Source organism: Spirosoma sp. 209, assembly GCF_002006735.1.
Classification (GTDB): Bacteria; Bacteroidota; Bacteroidia; order Cytophagales; family Spirosomataceae; genus Spirosoma; species Spirosoma sordidisoli.
The window spans coordinates 629933-645732 of sequence record NZ_MVEC01000006.1; the positions used below are offsets into that span (position 1 = coordinate 629933).

Annotated in this window: 14 protein-coding genes; 1 reads left to right on the forward strand and 13 read right to left on the reverse strand. The window is 59.5% G+C overall.

What is annotated here, in order from left to right; genetic code table 11:
• Positions 1–6: 6 nt before the first annotated feature.
• From B1C80_RS13645 to B1C80_RS13705, 13 genes are all read right to left on the reverse strand, one after another.
• On the reverse strand, positions 7–3003 hold the full coding sequence (locus B1C80_RS13645) for an FAD-binding and (Fe-S)-binding domain-containing protein (protein ID WP_077921715.1): 2997 nt from the start codon (positions 3001–3003) through the stop codon (positions 7–9).
• A gap of 165 nt (positions 3004–3168) precedes the next feature.
• On the reverse strand, positions 3169–4236 hold the full coding sequence (locus B1C80_RS13650; protein ID WP_077921716.1) for a DUF4097 family beta strand repeat-containing protein: 1068 nt from the start codon (positions 4234–4236) through the stop codon (positions 3169–3171).
• A 67-nt stretch (positions 4237–4303) separates the two neighbouring features.
• Complete coding sequence (locus tag B1C80_RS13655) at positions 4304–5242, reverse strand: winged helix-turn-helix domain-containing protein (RefSeq protein ID WP_077921717.1); 939 nt, start codon at positions 5240–5242, stop codon at positions 4304–4306.
• A 12-nt stretch (positions 5243–5254) separates the two neighbouring features.
• Positions 5255–5713, reverse strand: coding sequence for a hypothetical protein (locus B1C80_RS13660; RefSeq protein WP_077921718.1), 459 nt, complete (start codon positions 5711–5713; stop codon positions 5255–5257).
• Positions 5714–5735: 22 nt separating this feature from the next.
• Positions 5736–6143, reverse strand: a complete 408-nt coding sequence (locus B1C80_RS13665) for a hypothetical protein (protein ID WP_077921719.1) — start codon at positions 6141–6143, stop codon at positions 5736–5738.
• A gap of 245 nt (positions 6144–6388) precedes the next feature.
• Positions 6389–8806, reverse strand: a complete 2418-nt coding sequence (locus B1C80_RS13670; protein ID WP_077921720.1) for an ABC transporter permease — start codon at positions 8804–8806, stop codon at positions 6389–6391.
• 32 nt (positions 8807–8838) lie between these two features.
• Positions 8839–9399 carry a hypothetical protein gene (locus B1C80_RS13675; protein ID WP_077921721.1) on the reverse strand — a complete coding sequence of 187 codons (561 nt, stop codon included), beginning with the start codon at positions 9397–9399 and terminating at the stop codon, positions 8839–8841.
• A 439-nt stretch (positions 9400–9838) separates the two neighbouring features.
• On the reverse strand, positions 9839–10666 hold the full coding sequence (locus tag B1C80_RS13680) for a DUF4097 family beta strand repeat-containing protein (protein ID WP_077921722.1): 828 nt from the start codon (positions 10664–10666) through the stop codon (positions 9839–9841).
• 5 nt (positions 10667–10671) lie between these two features.
• A complete protein-coding gene (locus B1C80_RS13685; protein ID WP_077921723.1) occupies positions 10672–11538 on the reverse strand; it encodes a hypothetical protein in 867 nt (288 codons plus the stop codon).
• 71 nt (positions 11539–11609) lie between these two features.
• On the reverse strand, positions 11610–12452 hold the full coding sequence (locus B1C80_RS13690) for a HEAT repeat domain-containing protein (protein ID WP_236648766.1): 843 nt from the start codon (positions 12450–12452) through the stop codon (positions 11610–11612).
• Positions 12436–12966 carry an RNA polymerase sigma factor gene (locus B1C80_RS13695; RefSeq protein WP_077921753.1) on the reverse strand — a complete coding sequence of 177 codons (531 nt, stop codon included), beginning with the start codon at positions 12964–12966 and terminating at the stop codon, positions 12436–12438. Before B1C80_RS13695 ends, B1C80_RS13690 begins: the two co-directional genes overlap by 17 nt.
• 186 nt (positions 12967–13152) lie before the next feature.
• On the reverse strand, positions 13153–13839 hold the full coding sequence (locus B1C80_RS13700) for a LytTR family DNA-binding domain-containing protein (RefSeq protein WP_077921724.1): 687 nt from the start codon (positions 13837–13839) through the stop codon (positions 13153–13155).
• Between the two features lie 79 nt (positions 13840–13918).
• Positions 13919–14869 (reverse strand): sensor histidine kinase, encoded by a 951-nt coding sequence (locus B1C80_RS13705; RefSeq protein ID WP_077921725.1) that lies wholly within the window; start codon positions 14867–14869, stop codon positions 13919–13921.
• Here B1C80_RS13705 and B1C80_RS13710 point away from each other — a divergent pair.
• The gene (locus B1C80_RS13710) at positions 14868–15644 is read left to right on the forward strand and encodes a hypothetical protein (RefSeq protein WP_236648768.1); all 777 of its coding nucleotides are present in this window, start codon (positions 14868–14870) and stop codon (positions 15642–15644) included. The two genes, B1C80_RS13705 and B1C80_RS13710, sit on opposite strands and share 2 nt — an antisense overlap.
• Positions 15645–15800: the final 156 nt, after the last annotated feature.

Consider the following 15800-nt stretch of genomic DNA (forward strand, 5'->3'; position numbering starts at 1 on the left):
CGAACTCTATGCCAGGGCGTCGAACAGAATCTCAGCGGGGTGCTGGGCGTGCCGACCCGTTCCGTCTTTAATCTGGTGCCGACACGAGGTACCGGCGGCCGAAATAATAACCCGGTCGGTCGTTTGCCGCACCGCCGGAAACAGCACCAGTTCGCCAATCTGCATCGACAGCTCGTAGTGCTCTGTTTCGTAGCCGAATGAGCCTGCCATACCGCAACAGCCCGACGGAATCAGCTCAACGGCATAGTTGGCAGGCAGCGACAGTACGGTCTTCACCGGCTCCATGGTCGAGAGGGCCTTCTGATGGCAGTGGCCATGCACTTTCACCTGCCGGGCATCGGTCGTGAACCGAGTCCGGTCAACGCGACCCGCTTCGGCTTCGCGGGCGAGCCATTCCTCGAACAGGAATGTATGCTGAGCCATTCGCCGGGCATCGGCCTTCAGTTCGGCGGGCACCAGATCAGGGTATTCGTCGCGGAAGGTCAGGATGGCCGACGGCTCCAGCCCAACGAGCGGGGTATCGGCCGAAACGAGGTCGCGCAGGCCCGTCACGTTCCGAACGGCAAGGGCCCGGGCGTCTTCGACCAGTCCTTTCGACAGATAGGTCCGCCCGCTTTCGGCGTGGTCCGGCAGGGAAACCGTATAGCCCAGTCGCTCCAGCAGCTGAATGGCTTTCTGGCCAACCGACAGATCGTTGTAGTTCGTAAACTCGTCGAGAAACAGGTGCACAACGCGGGGAGCTGTCGTGCCGGCGGCAAGAGCCGATTGGGTGCGCCCTACCGCCTTTTTGGCCCACGCCCGTACGGTGGTATGGCCCAGCTCCGGCATGGTACGGTCCGGATGAAAGCCTACGGTGCGGTTGGCCATCCGGCGCAGGGCTGGTGTGTTATAGATAGCGTTGTAGGCCCAGGGCGCCAGACTGGCCAGCGACATCAGCCGGGAGAAATTTCCAACCAGCCGCGCCCGCATCGGAACGCCTTTTTCCCGATACTGCTGCTGGGTAAACTCGGCCTTCATCCGGGTCATGTCGACGCTGCTGGGGCACTCCGACTTGCAGGCCTTACACGACAGACAGAGGTCGAGCACGTCTTTTACGGCTTCGTAGTCATGATCCGTCGGCTTGCTCTGCCGGCTGTAGAAATGCCGGAGCATGTTGGCGCGGGCCCGGGTGGTGTCGCGCTCGCGCCGGGTAGCCATGTAGCTCGGACACATGGTGCCGCCCGAGAGGTGGGTTTTGCGGCAGTCGCCGGAGCCCGAGCATTTCTCGGCCAGTTCGAGCAGACCGCCGTCTTTCGAGAAGTCAAAAATGGTTTGGGGCTGCGGAATAGGCGTATCGGCTTCCGACCGCAGCGACTCGTTCATAGCGGGCGTATCGACCACCTTGCCGGGGTTGAACGTGTTATGCGGGTCCCAGAGTGCTTTTACGTCTTTGCAGAGCTGGTAGTTTTCGGGGCCCAGCATGAACGCAATACACTCGCCCCGCAGCCGACCGTCGCCATGCTCGCCGGAGAGCGAACCGCCGTATTTTTTCACGAGCTGGGCCGTATCCATCAGCAGGGCGCGGAACTTCTGCCGTCCTTCGCCCGACTTCAGGTTGATGAGCGGCAGCGCATGAATCTCACCCGCCCCGGCATGGGCCGAATACTCCAGCCTCAGGCCGTGCTGCTCCCAGGCCATCCGGTCCAGCTCATCGATGTAGTCGGGCAGGTCGCGCACGTCAACGGCCGTATCTTCAATAACGTTGGCCGGCTTATCGTCGCCGGGAATGTTGTACATGATGCTCAGCCCCGCCTTGCGCAGCGCCCATGGCTTTTTGGTGTCGGCATCGAACAGAATTGGGTAGGCATAGCCGAGCCCCTTCTGCTGCAGCGCCTTCACGAAGGCCGTTGCCTGTTGCTGCACCCCCGCTGCCGTATCGTCAAAGAACTCGACCATCAGAATCGCCTTGGGGTCGCCCTCAACGAACGCCCGGTTCTTGGTTTGCTCGATGTTGGTTTTGGTCAGTTGCAGGATATAATCATCGACCAGCTCGGAAGCCGCGCACCGATGGTCAAGGGCCACCAGGTTGGCTTCCAGCGACTGCCGGATGGTGTCGAAATGGGCGCAGACCAGGGCCGTTTCGGCGGGCGGCAGCGGCAGCAGGTTCAGTTTGGCTTCGGTAATAAAGCAGAGCGTTCCTTCCGATCCGGCAATGAGTGGCGCGAAGTTGAAATAGGGCGAGGGCGCAGACGCCCTGTCGTTCTCCTGTTCCCACATCGACACCAGCGCATCCAGCGCGTAGCCGGTATTTCGGCGCGTAACGGTTGGTTTGGGATACCCATCGCGGATGTGCTGACGAATGTCGGGCTGGCTGAGCCAGTCGCGAAACTGGGTATACAGGCGCTGTTCGAGCGGGCTGACCACGTTTTCGCCCCGGCACTTGGCCTCGAAGGCATCGCGGCTGAGTGGGCCGAAGGTAACCTCGGCTCCGTCGCTGAGTACGGCGCGGACTTCGAGGAGGTGATCCCGGGTGGTGCCCCAGATGATGGAATGCAGGCCACACGAGTTATTGCCGATCATGCCACCAATCATGGCCCGGCTGGCGGTGCTGGTTTCGGGGCCGAACAGCAGTCCGTGCGGGCGAAGCTGGGCGTTGAGGTCATCGCGGATCACCCCCGGCTGTACGCGGACCCACCGCTCGGCCGCGTTGATCTCCAGCACCTGCCCGAAGTATTTGGAGATATCGACCACGATACCACTGCCGACAACCTGCCCGGCCAGTGAAGTACCGGCCGCCCGCGGAATCAGGCCCAGGCCGTTCGTTTGCGCAAACCGCAACAGCCGCTTAATGTCGGCCGGGCTTTTGGGCAGCGCTACCGCCACGGGGATTTCCTGATAAACCGACGCATCGGTGGCATACAGAAGCCGCTGGGCCGTATGCGCCGGCGATTCATCGAAATACAGGTCGCCCTCGAAGCTGGGCAACAGACTGGCAAAGGGCACTATAGACGGAAGACGGAACATGCGTAACGGGGATCAATCGACCCCTAAAAGTACGAAGAAACTGACGTTGAACGGTTGCCTGGCCTACGCATCAACCCTAGTTACACCAAACGCGCGCCGGCCGGATACGAGGCTGTTACCTGTATCCGGCCGGCGCGCGTTATCAGAAAAACCAGCGGTCGCCTGTTAGTGGATCGACACGCTACCGCTGCTGGCTGAAATATTGACGGGAATACCGCCCCCGTTGAGTTTGCCGCGCACCCGGTCCTTTTCGATGTCTCCTTCAAAGCGGGCCAGCCGCTCGGGCATGTTGACCCGGTTACCGCTCAGGTTCAGGTCCAGTCCCTTATCCAGTGGCATCTGTACCCGAACGCTGCCGGCCGTGGTGTTCAGCCGAACGTATTTACCGAGCTGGCTTATGCTTACTTCTACACTGCCGGCGCTGGTACTGGCGTCGATACTGCCGGCCACGTTGGCCAGCCGAATCGAACCGCCCGACGTGCCGGCTTTGATGTCGCCGTCGAGGTCGCGGCCCCGTACGCTGCCTCCGCTGGTCTGGGCGTCGATATCCCCCTTGAGGCCGTTGAGTTCAATGCTGCCACCCGACGTATGCAGCCGCATATCGCCCGACGATTCGCTGGCGTGGATGCTGCCGCCCGAGGTTTGCAGGTCGAGGATGCCCGCCGTACTCCGGCAACGATCGAGGTGGATGCTGCCACCCGAGGTCTGACCATTGATATCGCCCTGTACATCGTTCAGGTGCAGGCTGCCGCCACTGGTCCGGAAGCGCTGTTTGCCGCTGATGCCCGCCAGCCGGATGCTGCCGCCCGACGTACGCAGGTCCGTTGTTACGTTGCGGGGGGTGTAGAACTTGAAGCCGATGCTGAGGCTCCGGTTCCAGCGGTCGCGGTCGTTATTCCGGCGCTTGGCGATGGCCACGATGGTGCCGCCTTCCTGCGTAATGGTTATGTCATAGTCTTTCAGGCGTTCTTCGATTTCGGCTTTGTCGAGGTTGTTGCGGCCGTTCCAGTTGTTGGGGCGCACGTACATTTCTACCTTGGCGTTCCGGTCGGTACCGCCTTCGATCGTCAGGCTTCCGCCCGATGTTTCGGCCCGTACGGCGTTGATATTACCCGAAAACGTTTTGATCTGGAACGGCTCTTCCCGATCCTCGCGGTGGGTATCGAGAGCAAAGGTGGGTAGACTTAGGGTGGCTGCGCTGAGCAGGGTCAGGAAAAACTGGCTGCGTTTCATGGCTGATGGTTTGTTTTCGAAGGAAAGATGCGTTTCGGTAACAGAAGGTTGCACGGCTACTTACCGATTATTCACCGGTGCGGACTTCCAGCCGGTACCCGACCCCGTGTACGGCTACGATGCGCACCGCCGGGTCGGCCTGTACGAGCTTCCGCAACCGCGAAACAAATACATCGACGCTTCGCCCAACGGTAATGCCTTCGTCTTCCCAGACCGCTTTCAGGATAGCGTCGCGCTCCAGCACCCGATTGGCATGTTGTACGAGGAGCCGCAGCAGCTTGGCCTCGCGGTAGGTCAGGTTCTGCTCGGTACCGGCCGTCCGGAGCGTCTGCCGCCCCAGGTCGAGAACCGTGTTGCCGAAGTGTACCTGATCGGGGTTTACGTCAGTCGGTTCAGCGGGTCTCGTTTGTGTCGATACGGTGGTCTGCGGAGCCACGGCGCGTTGCCAGGACATATACAGCAGACCAACCAGCAGCCCCCCGACCGCGAGTAGCCAGCCCGTATGGGTAGGCGGGGCGGGCGCGGGCGGAGGAGCCAGGGTGACCTGTAAGGTATAACAGCCGGCCCGCCTGGCCCGGCCGCTACAGGGTACCGGTTGGTTATCCATCAGATCGGTGACGCTGTAGCCCAGTTGCACCTGGCCCGTAGTACAGTCCAGCACCGCTACGTCGTAGGCCTCGGTGATCCGGTGCAGCCGGAACGACGCCTGCAACAGGGCGGGCAGGGTGTCGTAGTCAAACGCCTGGGTCAGCTGGAGCCGAAACGTATGCGGGCCCGTCCGCTGTACCGGCAGGATGCGCGAGGTCGAGTCGCCGGCCGCGCGCAGCAGATGATGCGCTGTCCGGCGCAGGGCCAGGTTTACGTTATCGTCCCGGCTGCGGGCTTCCGAGGGTGAACCATCGGGGGTAGCGCCGATAAACTGCGCAAACAGCAGCGCCAGGCCGAGCAGGCAGGCTCCTCCTGTCAGAACGCGCCTAAGTGGGGCAGCAATGGATAACCCTTTCATGGCAGCACTAATCTAGCAATTGTCGTTCCGCCTGAACCAGCTTATTAAAGGGTCAAACGGTTTTAATCGTATTACCTGCTGCGTACGCCGACCACCAGCCTGGGCTTTCGCATCGCCCGCCAGATCGATGACCAGTTCGTCGCCCGCCCGGGCCACCGGCATCAGCTCCTGCAGCTGAACCGAATAGACATCGTGGGTGTCGTTCGATGCGCCCTGCCGGATGATGGTGCCCGCCCGCCGGAGGTAGACCCGAAACGGCAGCGGTTTGTGGTTGGCGCTGGCTGGGTCGCCGTGCACAACGGCCAGCACCCCACGGGTATACATGGTGAACGACTCGATGTTGAGCGGGTGGCCGTTCAGGGTGATTGGGTTGCAGTACAGACCCGCCGGTTGCTGCTGCGCCCAGACAGCCTGAGCGCAGATAATCAGGCCCAGCAGCGCAACTCTAAAAGGGGTTGTTACAGACTTCATGGGGTGAGTGTTATCCAGACAGTTATTGAACCAGAATTTCATTATGGGGCAGCGCATACCGGTTGTCGACGGTGAGCAGCACGATACGATCGCCTTTCCGGCAGCTGGCCAGCACCCGCTGGAGGGGCAGTTGCTGAAACGTATGGCCGGCATACATGCGCAGGGTTCCCGTCGATTTGTCGCGGATGGCTACCTTGAACCCGATTTTATCGATGGCCCGGGTTGCTGTCGGCGACAGGGCTACGGTGCGAACGGTCAGCTCGCCCGTGGTTTTGGCCGACAGGCGGCACCTTCCGGTCGTTGTGTACTGATCGACCAGCATGCGGTTGCCCACGAAAGCGGCCGAGCAGGTGTTAGGTTGTTGAGCAAAAGTCAGGCCAGGCGCGGCACACGCCAGCCCGATGAGCAGTAAGCAAGCTGTTGTCTTCATCGGTCTTGTCCATTGGGTGATGAAGCAAATGTAGCCCACCGTACTCCGCACGCTGTCAATAGGCTGTAAAACCTTGTAAAGGAAATGTAAAAGTATATTTTATTGCTGATTTCCAACGGGCTGCGGCACTAGTCTCGGGATGGGAGAGGCCAGACTACAGATGGGTGAGATAGTGGCCTCCGGGCGACATCAGCCTCCGGACAGGAGACGCAATGGCCAGGCCGCCGGGCGGTTGCGTCTCTACGTTAGTCAGATTTCAGGGACTGGACGGGGTTGGTCAGGGCGGCTTTCAGGCTTTGGAAACTGACCGTCAACAGGGCAATGCCAACGGCGATGGCGCCGGTCAGGGCAAACATCCACCACTCGATCTCGATCTTGTAGTCGAAATCCTGGAGCCACCCGCTCATGATATACCAGGCCAGGGGCGATGCAATGAGCAGCGCGATGAGCACCAGCCGAACAAAATCCGCCGAAAACAACCCAACAATATGGCGGGTCGAGGCACCCAGTACTTTACGAATGCCGACTTCTTTTGTGCGCGACTCGGCCATGAACGCCACCACCCCGTATAACCCCAGGCAACCGATCAGGATAGCGATACCGGCCAGCAACCGGAACAGCAAAAACAGCCGCTCTTCGTTGCGGTAAAAATCATCGATGGCTTCGTCGACGAACTCGTAGGTGAAAACAAAATCCGGGAACGTGGCGGTCCATGCCTTCTCAACGGTGCTTACCAACCGACTGATGGCTTCCGTTCCGCCGGCCTGGGTCGACAGCTTGATGCTCAACTGGCCATAGGTGTCGCGGAGGGTCGTTATCGCGCAGGGCTGCGTTCGCTGATGCAGCGAGAAGGTGTTGAAGTCTTTGACGACGCCGACGATCGGTTTTTTGGTGGAGCTGCCGCCCAGGGTTATGAATGTGCCGATCACCTGCTGCGGATCGCGCAGACCCAGCTTGTTGACGAACGATTCATTGACAACCACTTCGCGTATGGTATCGGCCGGCTGATGAATACGGCCTGCCACCAGGGTTAAGCCGTAGGTACTGAAGTAGGCGGTATCGGCCGGACGCATCACCAGCGAAAAATCAGCCTCCTTATCGGCATTGCCATACCGAAAGCTGGTCCACCAGTTCCCGACGGCCGACGGTGTCGACAGGCTGTAACTCACCGACTGGATAGCGGGCTGACCAGCCAGCCGGGCCTTCAGCGTTTCGAGTTGCCCCGTTTTAGGCCCGTCGGGTAAGGGTACCGTCAGCACGGCGTCTTTGTTATACCCCAGGTCGGCCGACCGGAAATATTGCATCTGGCTGTAGGCCACGATGGTACCGATGATCAGCAGCTGCGACACGGCGAACTGCCCTACAATCAGGCTCCGGCGCAGCGTTAGCTGGCTGCCCCCCACCGATCGTATGCTTCCTTTCAGCGCCAGCACCGGCTGATAGCCCGACAAGACCAGCGCCGGATAGAACCCGGCCAGCAGGGTTGTGCAAACCGCCAGGCCGGCCAGAAACGCCAGGATGACGGGCTCGAACAGCACCGCCTGCGTGAGCCGGACGTCGAGCAGCCCGACAACGTAGGGCAGCGACAGGTAGGCCACCAGCAGCGCCAGCAGCACCGCCAGTCCCGTCAGCAGACCCGTTTCGCCCAGGAACTGCCGCACGAGCTGCGCCCGTGAACTACCCAGCACTTTCCGCACTCCGACTTCTCTGGCGCGACGAATAGCCTGCGCCGTAGCCAGATTAACGAAGTTGATGCAGGCCGTAACCAGAATAAACAGCCCGATCAGCGTCATGGCCCAGATGGTTTGTCGGCTCACGGTCCGGTTGGCAAAGTTGCCGGTGCGGGTGTCGACATGGATCTGGGTGAGGGGCTGTAGCTCGTAGCGAAGGCGTTTGGCGTCGTCGGGTTTGTGGTATTTGTTGGTGAACCCGACCAGTTGCCGTTCCATAGCCGCCGGTGTCCGGGTCTCGGGCAGCATCAGGTACAGCTGCGCCTGGCTCGAGTTCGATCCCCAGTCGTCCCAACGGGTGTTGGCGCCAAACGTTTTCAGCGAGGCCAGTGACAGCATCAGCTCGAAAGGAAGGCTGCTGGTAGCCGGTGGTGCCTGTACGATGCCCGTTACCACAAAATCCATCCGGTTACTCAACCGAATCGTCTTGCCCATCGGGTTGGCCGTACCGAAGTATTTCTGCGCCATCCGCTCCGACAGCACTACCGTATTGGGATTCGAGAGGGCGGTTTCTGCGCTTCCATTTTTCCAGCGGTAATCAAACATCCGAAAATAGGCTGGTTCGATAAACGCCATGACGCCAGCGGGTTCGTCGAACTTGTTGCCATTCGCGGCCCGAACCACCCCTTCAACTTCGTGAACCAGGGTAAGCTGACGACCTATGTCCGGGAAGTCCGTTCGCAGAGCCGCCAGTATGGGCAGCGGCACCCCTACGTTACGCTGGTCGTCTTCCGCATCGGTATAATACGTGATGAGTCGGTACAGGCGGTCGGCCTGGGTATGATGCCGGTCGTAGCTCAGCTCATACCGGATGGCCAGAAACAGCAGCAGGCAACAGGCCAGCCCCAGCGTTAAGCCGACAACGTTGATGAACGTATAATTCCAGTTGCGACGCAAAGCCCGCAGAGCCGTGGTTAGGTAGCTACGCAGCATAGTGGTAAAAGAGAGGAAGGCAACGAGAAAAGCTATACGTCGGACAACGCCACGAGTTCTTCCATTTCGGCTTTCAGTTGCCGCTTCACGTCTTCCAGCAGTTTCCGGAGGCCGCGCTCGCTGTTATCGCGAATCGTAGCCGAGCGTTCCACGCTGCTGTCCTGTCCGTCGGCTTTGAAGGTAAACCGCACTTTAAGCCGTCCTTCGGCCAGGTCTTCTTCAACCGTTTCCTGATACGGAATCCGGTTGTTGGCCACCAGGGCTACGGTATTGGTCCGACCGGAAGCGGACGGTTGCCGTACTTCCGCCACCGCCTGGCTAAACCGACTGTCTGATGGGCTACGCTGATCGGGGTCTTGCATGGCCACGTCGAGCGAGTCGAGCACGTGCTTCTCCAGCGCCTGCACCTCCGCCCGGCTCATGTGACGCACATCGAACGAACGGCTGTAATGGACCGATCGGTCGTCATCCCGAATGTCTACCCGAATCTGTAAGCGCCGACCGTCGGTCGTTACGTTTTTGTTGTAGGAACTGCGTTGTGCCAGGGCTCCGAAACTGACCGTAGCAAAGAAGAGAAGTAGCAGCGTTCTCATGGGTATCAATTAATTAGAGTCGATTTACGGAACAGAAGCGAGCATGTAGGCCATTCACCGCCACGATCATGCCACACCTGATAAATAGCTGTTGGACAGATCATTAGCAAAACTCTACATCCCCAAAACGTCCGATATCGGACAGTTTCGTACGACAGCGGACAACCAGCCAGCACTCCTCAACAAGGCCACCCATCGACCTGATAACCAGTCACGTAGAAACCGTTGTTTCGAACGCGACAGCCTGGCAATTTTTGAGGTAGTTGTTTACGAGCCCTTGTTGCAGCGCCAAGGTACGGATATCACTAGCGCACAGCCTGTTAAAAAAAGTTAAGCTGACCAGAAGGCTACATTCACTCGATACCGATGCGGGCCAACAAATCCGGCCACAGCGTGGTGGCGCGACTTTAAGTTGTGCCACCACGCTGCTACCAACGGCTCACTTCGCTTTGCGGACGTAGATGTTGCCGTGCATGTTTTTCATCATGACTTCGGGGCCGCCGTTGTTGATCTTACCGTACACCCAGTCCTCGACCGAAACCCGGTACATGCCGCCCTGGCTGGTGCGGGTAGCTTTGGGCTGGCTTTTTTCGACGTCGATGTCGAAGTCGCTGAACACCTCGCCCATGTCTGATTTCAGCTTTACGTTGGCTTTCATCGAAGCCGGAAACGTAACGTCGACGCGGCCATTCAGCGTCGAGAACGCCATCGGAGCATTGGCGCCGACCTCCCGGAAGGAGGCTTTCAGCTCGCCGTTGACCGTATGCGCCACGGCCGACCCGCTGATGTTGGTCAGCGTAATAGGTCCGTTTACGTTATTGATCTCCAGCTCGCCGTCTACGTTTTCGACCGTGATGTCGCCGTTGTTGACGGTGTGCAGCTTGAGCGAGCACCGCTGGGGCACCCGAATGGTCAGGTCAATGGCTTTGTGGTGGCTGCTGCCGCTGACCCGAACGCGGTTGTTCCGTTCTTCGGCCGTCAGGTCGAGCGAGTTGCCAGTCGGGATCCGGCGCATCCCGTCGGCGCCGGATCGGTCGCTGCTGCTCCGGCCCGACGACCGGGTACCGGATGCGGCCTCAATAACGACGTCTTTGCCCGAAGCGCCGACTACGTGAATGAACCCGTTGATCAGGTTAACCTCCAGCATACCCGGTTTGCCCGGATCGCTCAGCGGCACCACCAGCCGCTCTTTTACGTCGGTCTGGGCCAGGATGGGTGCCGTTCCGGTCAGGAGCAGGACCAGGAGGATGTTTACTAGCTTATTCATACAAATCAGGATTGCTTTTTGATGTATACATTACCGTTGAAGGTCTCGAACCGAAAGACTTTGCCACCGTTGCCCAGCCGGATGGCGGTTGTCCGGCTGAGTTTGTAGACCGTTTTGTCGCCCCGTCGTTCTTCGTTTTTGGTGACCTGTGCGGGGAGTATCTCGGCGTCGGGGAAGTCGGTATAAAACTCGCCCTGAAACGTCTTGAACTGAAGATCGGCCGACAGATTGGCCGGGTAGTTTACCCGGATATTGCCGTTCAGGGTATAGTACGACGACTCGTCGGGCGGGCTGGCGAGGTAGTTGATGTCGACATTGCCGTTTACGGTATGGGCGTCTGTAGCACCACGCACATTGGTCAGCGCAATAGCCCCGTTTACGTTACGAACCCGCAGCGCACCCGCCACGTCCTGTACCGTTACGTCGCCCCGGTTTATGGTCGATACCCTGATGTTCATCTGGCGCGGCACCTTAACCGTGAAGTCGAGCGTGAAGTCATACTCGAGGTGCTGATTGTTGCGATTATCGCGGTTGAGTCGGTTGGGCCGCGAATCGAACGGTTCCGCTATGTAGGCCATGATGGTATCGCCCTTCTGCTCGAACTGAAGTTTCAGCTCCCGTTTGCCGGTGGCCAGCTCTTCTTTGTTCTTCGCCGTGATGCGCTTATCCACCTCGAACGTCACCTTGTCGCCCGTTGTACCGTCGACCTTGATGAAGCCGTGGATGTTGTAGATCACCAGCGTACTGGCGGCTGCCCCGCCGGGCAGGCTAAACTCGCGGCTGATCCGCTCCGTGTCTTCCTGTGACTGCGCCACCGATTGGGCACAAGACATCACCAGCCCCGCCAGAACGGGGAGCAATAGTTGTTTCATAGTTTGATACGAGTTAGTGACTGAGCGAACGAATAACCGGGGCCTGGGCACCCGCTCACCGGCCCGTTGGTTTACGATAATTCGCGGATTGTTTTTTCCAGCTTGGTTTTCACCAGATCGTCGATGCCTTCCTGCCGGAGCATCTGGCGGAGTGGCTTCAGCGATCGTTTTTCCTGCAACTTCACCATCACATCGGCCAGGGCTACCTGCACCAGGGGCGACTCCTGCCGCGTCAGCGACTGCACCAGCCCTTCGCGCACCCTCGGATCGTGGGCCCGTTCGGCCAGGGCCTCCAGCGTCACCAGCCGTACGTTCACATTGGGGTCGTTGTTGAGCGTTGTCAGCAGGGCCTCGACCACCCGGCTGTCGGCCTCACCGATGTCTTTGGTGTAGCTGACCGCCCGCAGCCGCTCCGTAGCCGACGGGTTTTCCAGCAGCGAGAGCATCATCATTTCGCGCATTTCCTGCATCTGCACCGACAGCGTATCAATCCGCTGCTGGTACGCTACATCGGCCGACCGGCCATTCGGCAGCCAGTACCCGATGCCCACCCCAACGCCGAGCAGGAGTAGTCCGTAGGCCAGCCGCGGCCCCACGCCACCCGACCCCATCGTTGGCACCCACGACCGGAGCCGGGCCCAGATGGTAGGTGGCGCTACCGGCTCCGTAGCCTCAAAGGTGTCGAGCATGGCGTAGAACCGGGTACGCATGGCCGGGCCCGGCGCAGGCGTAGGTACGGCCTTGAGCTGCTGCCAGAGCTGCTGACTGGCAACCAGCTCGGCCCGGCAGTCGGGACACTGGGCCAGGTGGGCGTCGAGGGCGGCCCGGTCGGTGATCGACAGCTCGTCGGTCAGCCAGCCGGGCAGGCTCAGGCGGGCGCTCTCGCAGGCTATGGATTTATCGGTTGTACTCACTGTTCAGGTATATCTTTTTCAATTCGTTCATGGCCCGGTGAACCCGCACCTTCACGGCGCCTTCCGTACAGCTCAGAATCCGGGCAATCTCCTCGTACTTTAACTCCTGGTACCGGCTCAGCACCAGTACTTCGCGATGTTCGGCACTGAGCCGGGCCAGCGCGTTTTCCAGCATGGCCAGTTCCTGCTCTTTTTGCAGCGGCTCGTCGGCCATCGGGCCTCCGCCGATTCGTTCGGCATAATCGGCCAGGTCGTGGTGGCGGGCCGCCCGTTTGTGCTGCTGCGCCGAATCGATCACTACGTTGCGGGCCAGGTGGTACATCCAGGTTCGGAACGAGCCCTCGCCGGTGAACGTATGGCGGTATTTGAGCATGCGGTAAAACACCGTCTGCACCATGTCTTCACTGGCGTCGGGGTTGCTGCTCATGTGATACAGGAAGCCGAAGAGTTCGCGATGGTACCGCTCGAACAGCAAGCCCATCTTGTTCAAATCGCCCGCCTTGACCTTAAGCATCAGGGCATTGTCCGTCAGTGCGTTCAAGCGTTTGTGAAAAGAGGTTCAGGAATTTGGCGTGAAAACCGCCGATCTGGATCAAGGTTACCGTAAAAGTCAGATTTTTTTTGGCGGGCCGTACGGAACCTGGCGCAAAAGGTGGTACTTGACCAGTAACGCCCCCGACGCCCGGCTATCAACTACACACTACAGCCGGCTTCGGATCAGGGCCAGGGCATCTTCGTACGAGGCTCCGATCGGAATAACGTGGTTCCCTACCGTAATCTCCTGACGGGCCAGCCGGGTGATCTTGGGGATGGCCACGCAGTACGACCGGTGAACGCGCACAAAGCGGTCGGGCGGCAGCTGCTGGAGCAGGTCGGCCATGGTCTGGCGGCTGAGCAGCTTCCGGCCCGCCAGCACCAGCGACAGGTAGTTGCCCTCCGCTTCAACATACAGGATCTCGTCCAGCAGCACTTTTTCTTCTTCGTACCCGGTTTTGACGAATATAAACTCCGGCGCGGCCCCCGCCCGCAGCGTGTGTATATCGAGCGCTTTGGTACAGGCTTTCAGAAACCGGGCCAGCGAGAACGGCTTCAGCAGATAATCGACGGCATCCAGCTCGAACCCTTCGACGGCAAAGTCGGAATAGGCGGTGGTGAAAATAACCATCGGCACTCTGGGCAGGCATTTGACCAGGTCGATCCCCGAAATGTCGGGCATTTTGACGTCGAGGAACAGCAGATCGACGCGGTTCGTCTGGAGCCAGGCAATGGCATCGAACGCATCGGTGAAGCTGGCCTTCAGATCCAGAAACGGAACCCGGGCCGCGTGGAGCCGAATGACATCCAGCGCCTGGGGCTCGTCATCAACAGCAAGAGCAGTCAGGGACATAACAGGCTAGTTTATCACTGTTTCGGGATATGACCAACAAGATACAGTTTTTGCAATCGGGGCTAACAATCCGACGGCTCTACCAGTACACCAGCGTCAGCGAGACGAAGTAATCCTGGTCCGACTGCTGAATGTCGAGCTGGTGGCGACCGGGGTAGATCAGGTCGAGCCGTTTGCGAACGTTATCGAGACCAACGCCCGAGCGGTCTTCTTCCGGGTCGTGTCGGTCGGCCGATGCTGGGTCGGTCGACCTGACAGGCCGGGAGTTGTGAACTTTAAAGTACAGCCGGGTATCATCCAGCGTCAGGGTGATGTAAATCCAGGACGACTGCCGCAGACTGATGCCGTGCTTGAAGGCGTTTTCGACAAAAGGAATCAGCATCATAGGCGCCAGATAAATAGCCCGGACCGGCTCCTGAATGGTAACCCGAATGTCGATGTCGTGGGTCGGGTCGATCCGCATGCGCTGCAGCTCGATGTAGTTGCGCAGGTACTCCACTTCCTTATTGAGCGGAATGCGGTCGCGGTTGTTTTCCTGCAACATGAACCGCATCATATCGCCCAGTTTCTGGATACCATCGGCCGTTTTTTCGCTGTTTTCTTTCAGGGCTGTAGCATACAGGCTGTTGAGTGCATTGAACAGAAAATGCGGGTTGATCTGGGCCCGCAGGCTCGCCAGCTCGGCCGATTTCGCCGATACCTGCGTCTGTAACAGCTGATTTTCCCGGGTCAGCACCCGGCGCAGGTAAGCACTCGTTACGGCCCCCACCACCACGACCGCCGTAAACGAGACGATGGTATCCGGCGCGTAGTAGTAGAAGTTTGTGCTGGCGCCCCACAGTATCGTCGTTGCCGCTGCCGCCAGGAGCAGTACGGCCGCTATGTGAACAAACAGACCCGACGACTGGGGGGTCTTCAGCGCGGGCAGCACGTACCGGTAGATATAGGCCTGCAGGAAAAGAATCGCCAGCACGAGGCCCAGCATCAGCAGCCCATCACGAAGCCCGGCGCGCCACAAGACCGGCGGCATGCTGACTACGGTCTTCAACCCCCACGCCACAACCCACTCGATGCTGGTCCTGAAGCTCACCGCCGACTTCGACGGAACCTACTATAGCTGGAACAACACCAAACAGAAATACAAAGGCGAACGCCCGTATTACCTCTGCCTGATTGGCCGGACCGAAACCCTGCAACGGCTGTATACCGACCCCGCTTACCAGACCATCCGGCAGTTTGAGCGGCTGCCCGGTTTCGAAGATTCGTGGTTCTTCGGGCGCGACGCCAAAGCAGTGGAGCCGTTCTATACGGTACTGGTCACCGACCCGGCGCGCAAAGGCCGGTTCAAACGGGCCGCCGAAGAGGTGCGCGCCCGCACCAAAGCGGTTCACGCCCTCGACGATGTGCAGCCCGACGTAACCGACAAAAGCCTGGCCATTCCGGTAGCGGTCGACCTGTCGGCGCTGCGCCTGCCGGCCTCGCTGCTGACCGACGTCAGCCAGTACGACGTATCGGGTAAAGACAACTTCAGGGTATCGGCCGTACAGACCTACTCGGGCGCCAACGGCACCACCCACAAGCTGTTGCTGAGCACCGATAAACCGGCCCGGGGCGCCCGTACGGCCGTAATCCGGCTCCGTCGGCAGTTTCCGCCCCGCTGGATCAGCCAGACCAACACGACCAACGATATCCCCGTCGACGCTACCTCTACCTTTGGCCTCCAAAACCTCTTGCAGGGCGTCGAACGAGCCTATAACCCCAACAACCAAACCGAGTATTTCACGCTAACGATAAATCTGAATTGAGTGAATGGTTTGCGTAAACCGGTATTCACTCAATCACTCATTCGCCATTCGCTCAATAAACAACATGGAAGAATCACTCTATAATTTCTACAATCTGTTTGTCAACAGCGCCTTACTCGAAGATTTGTACCAGGAGGAGCTGCTGTCGCCCATGAC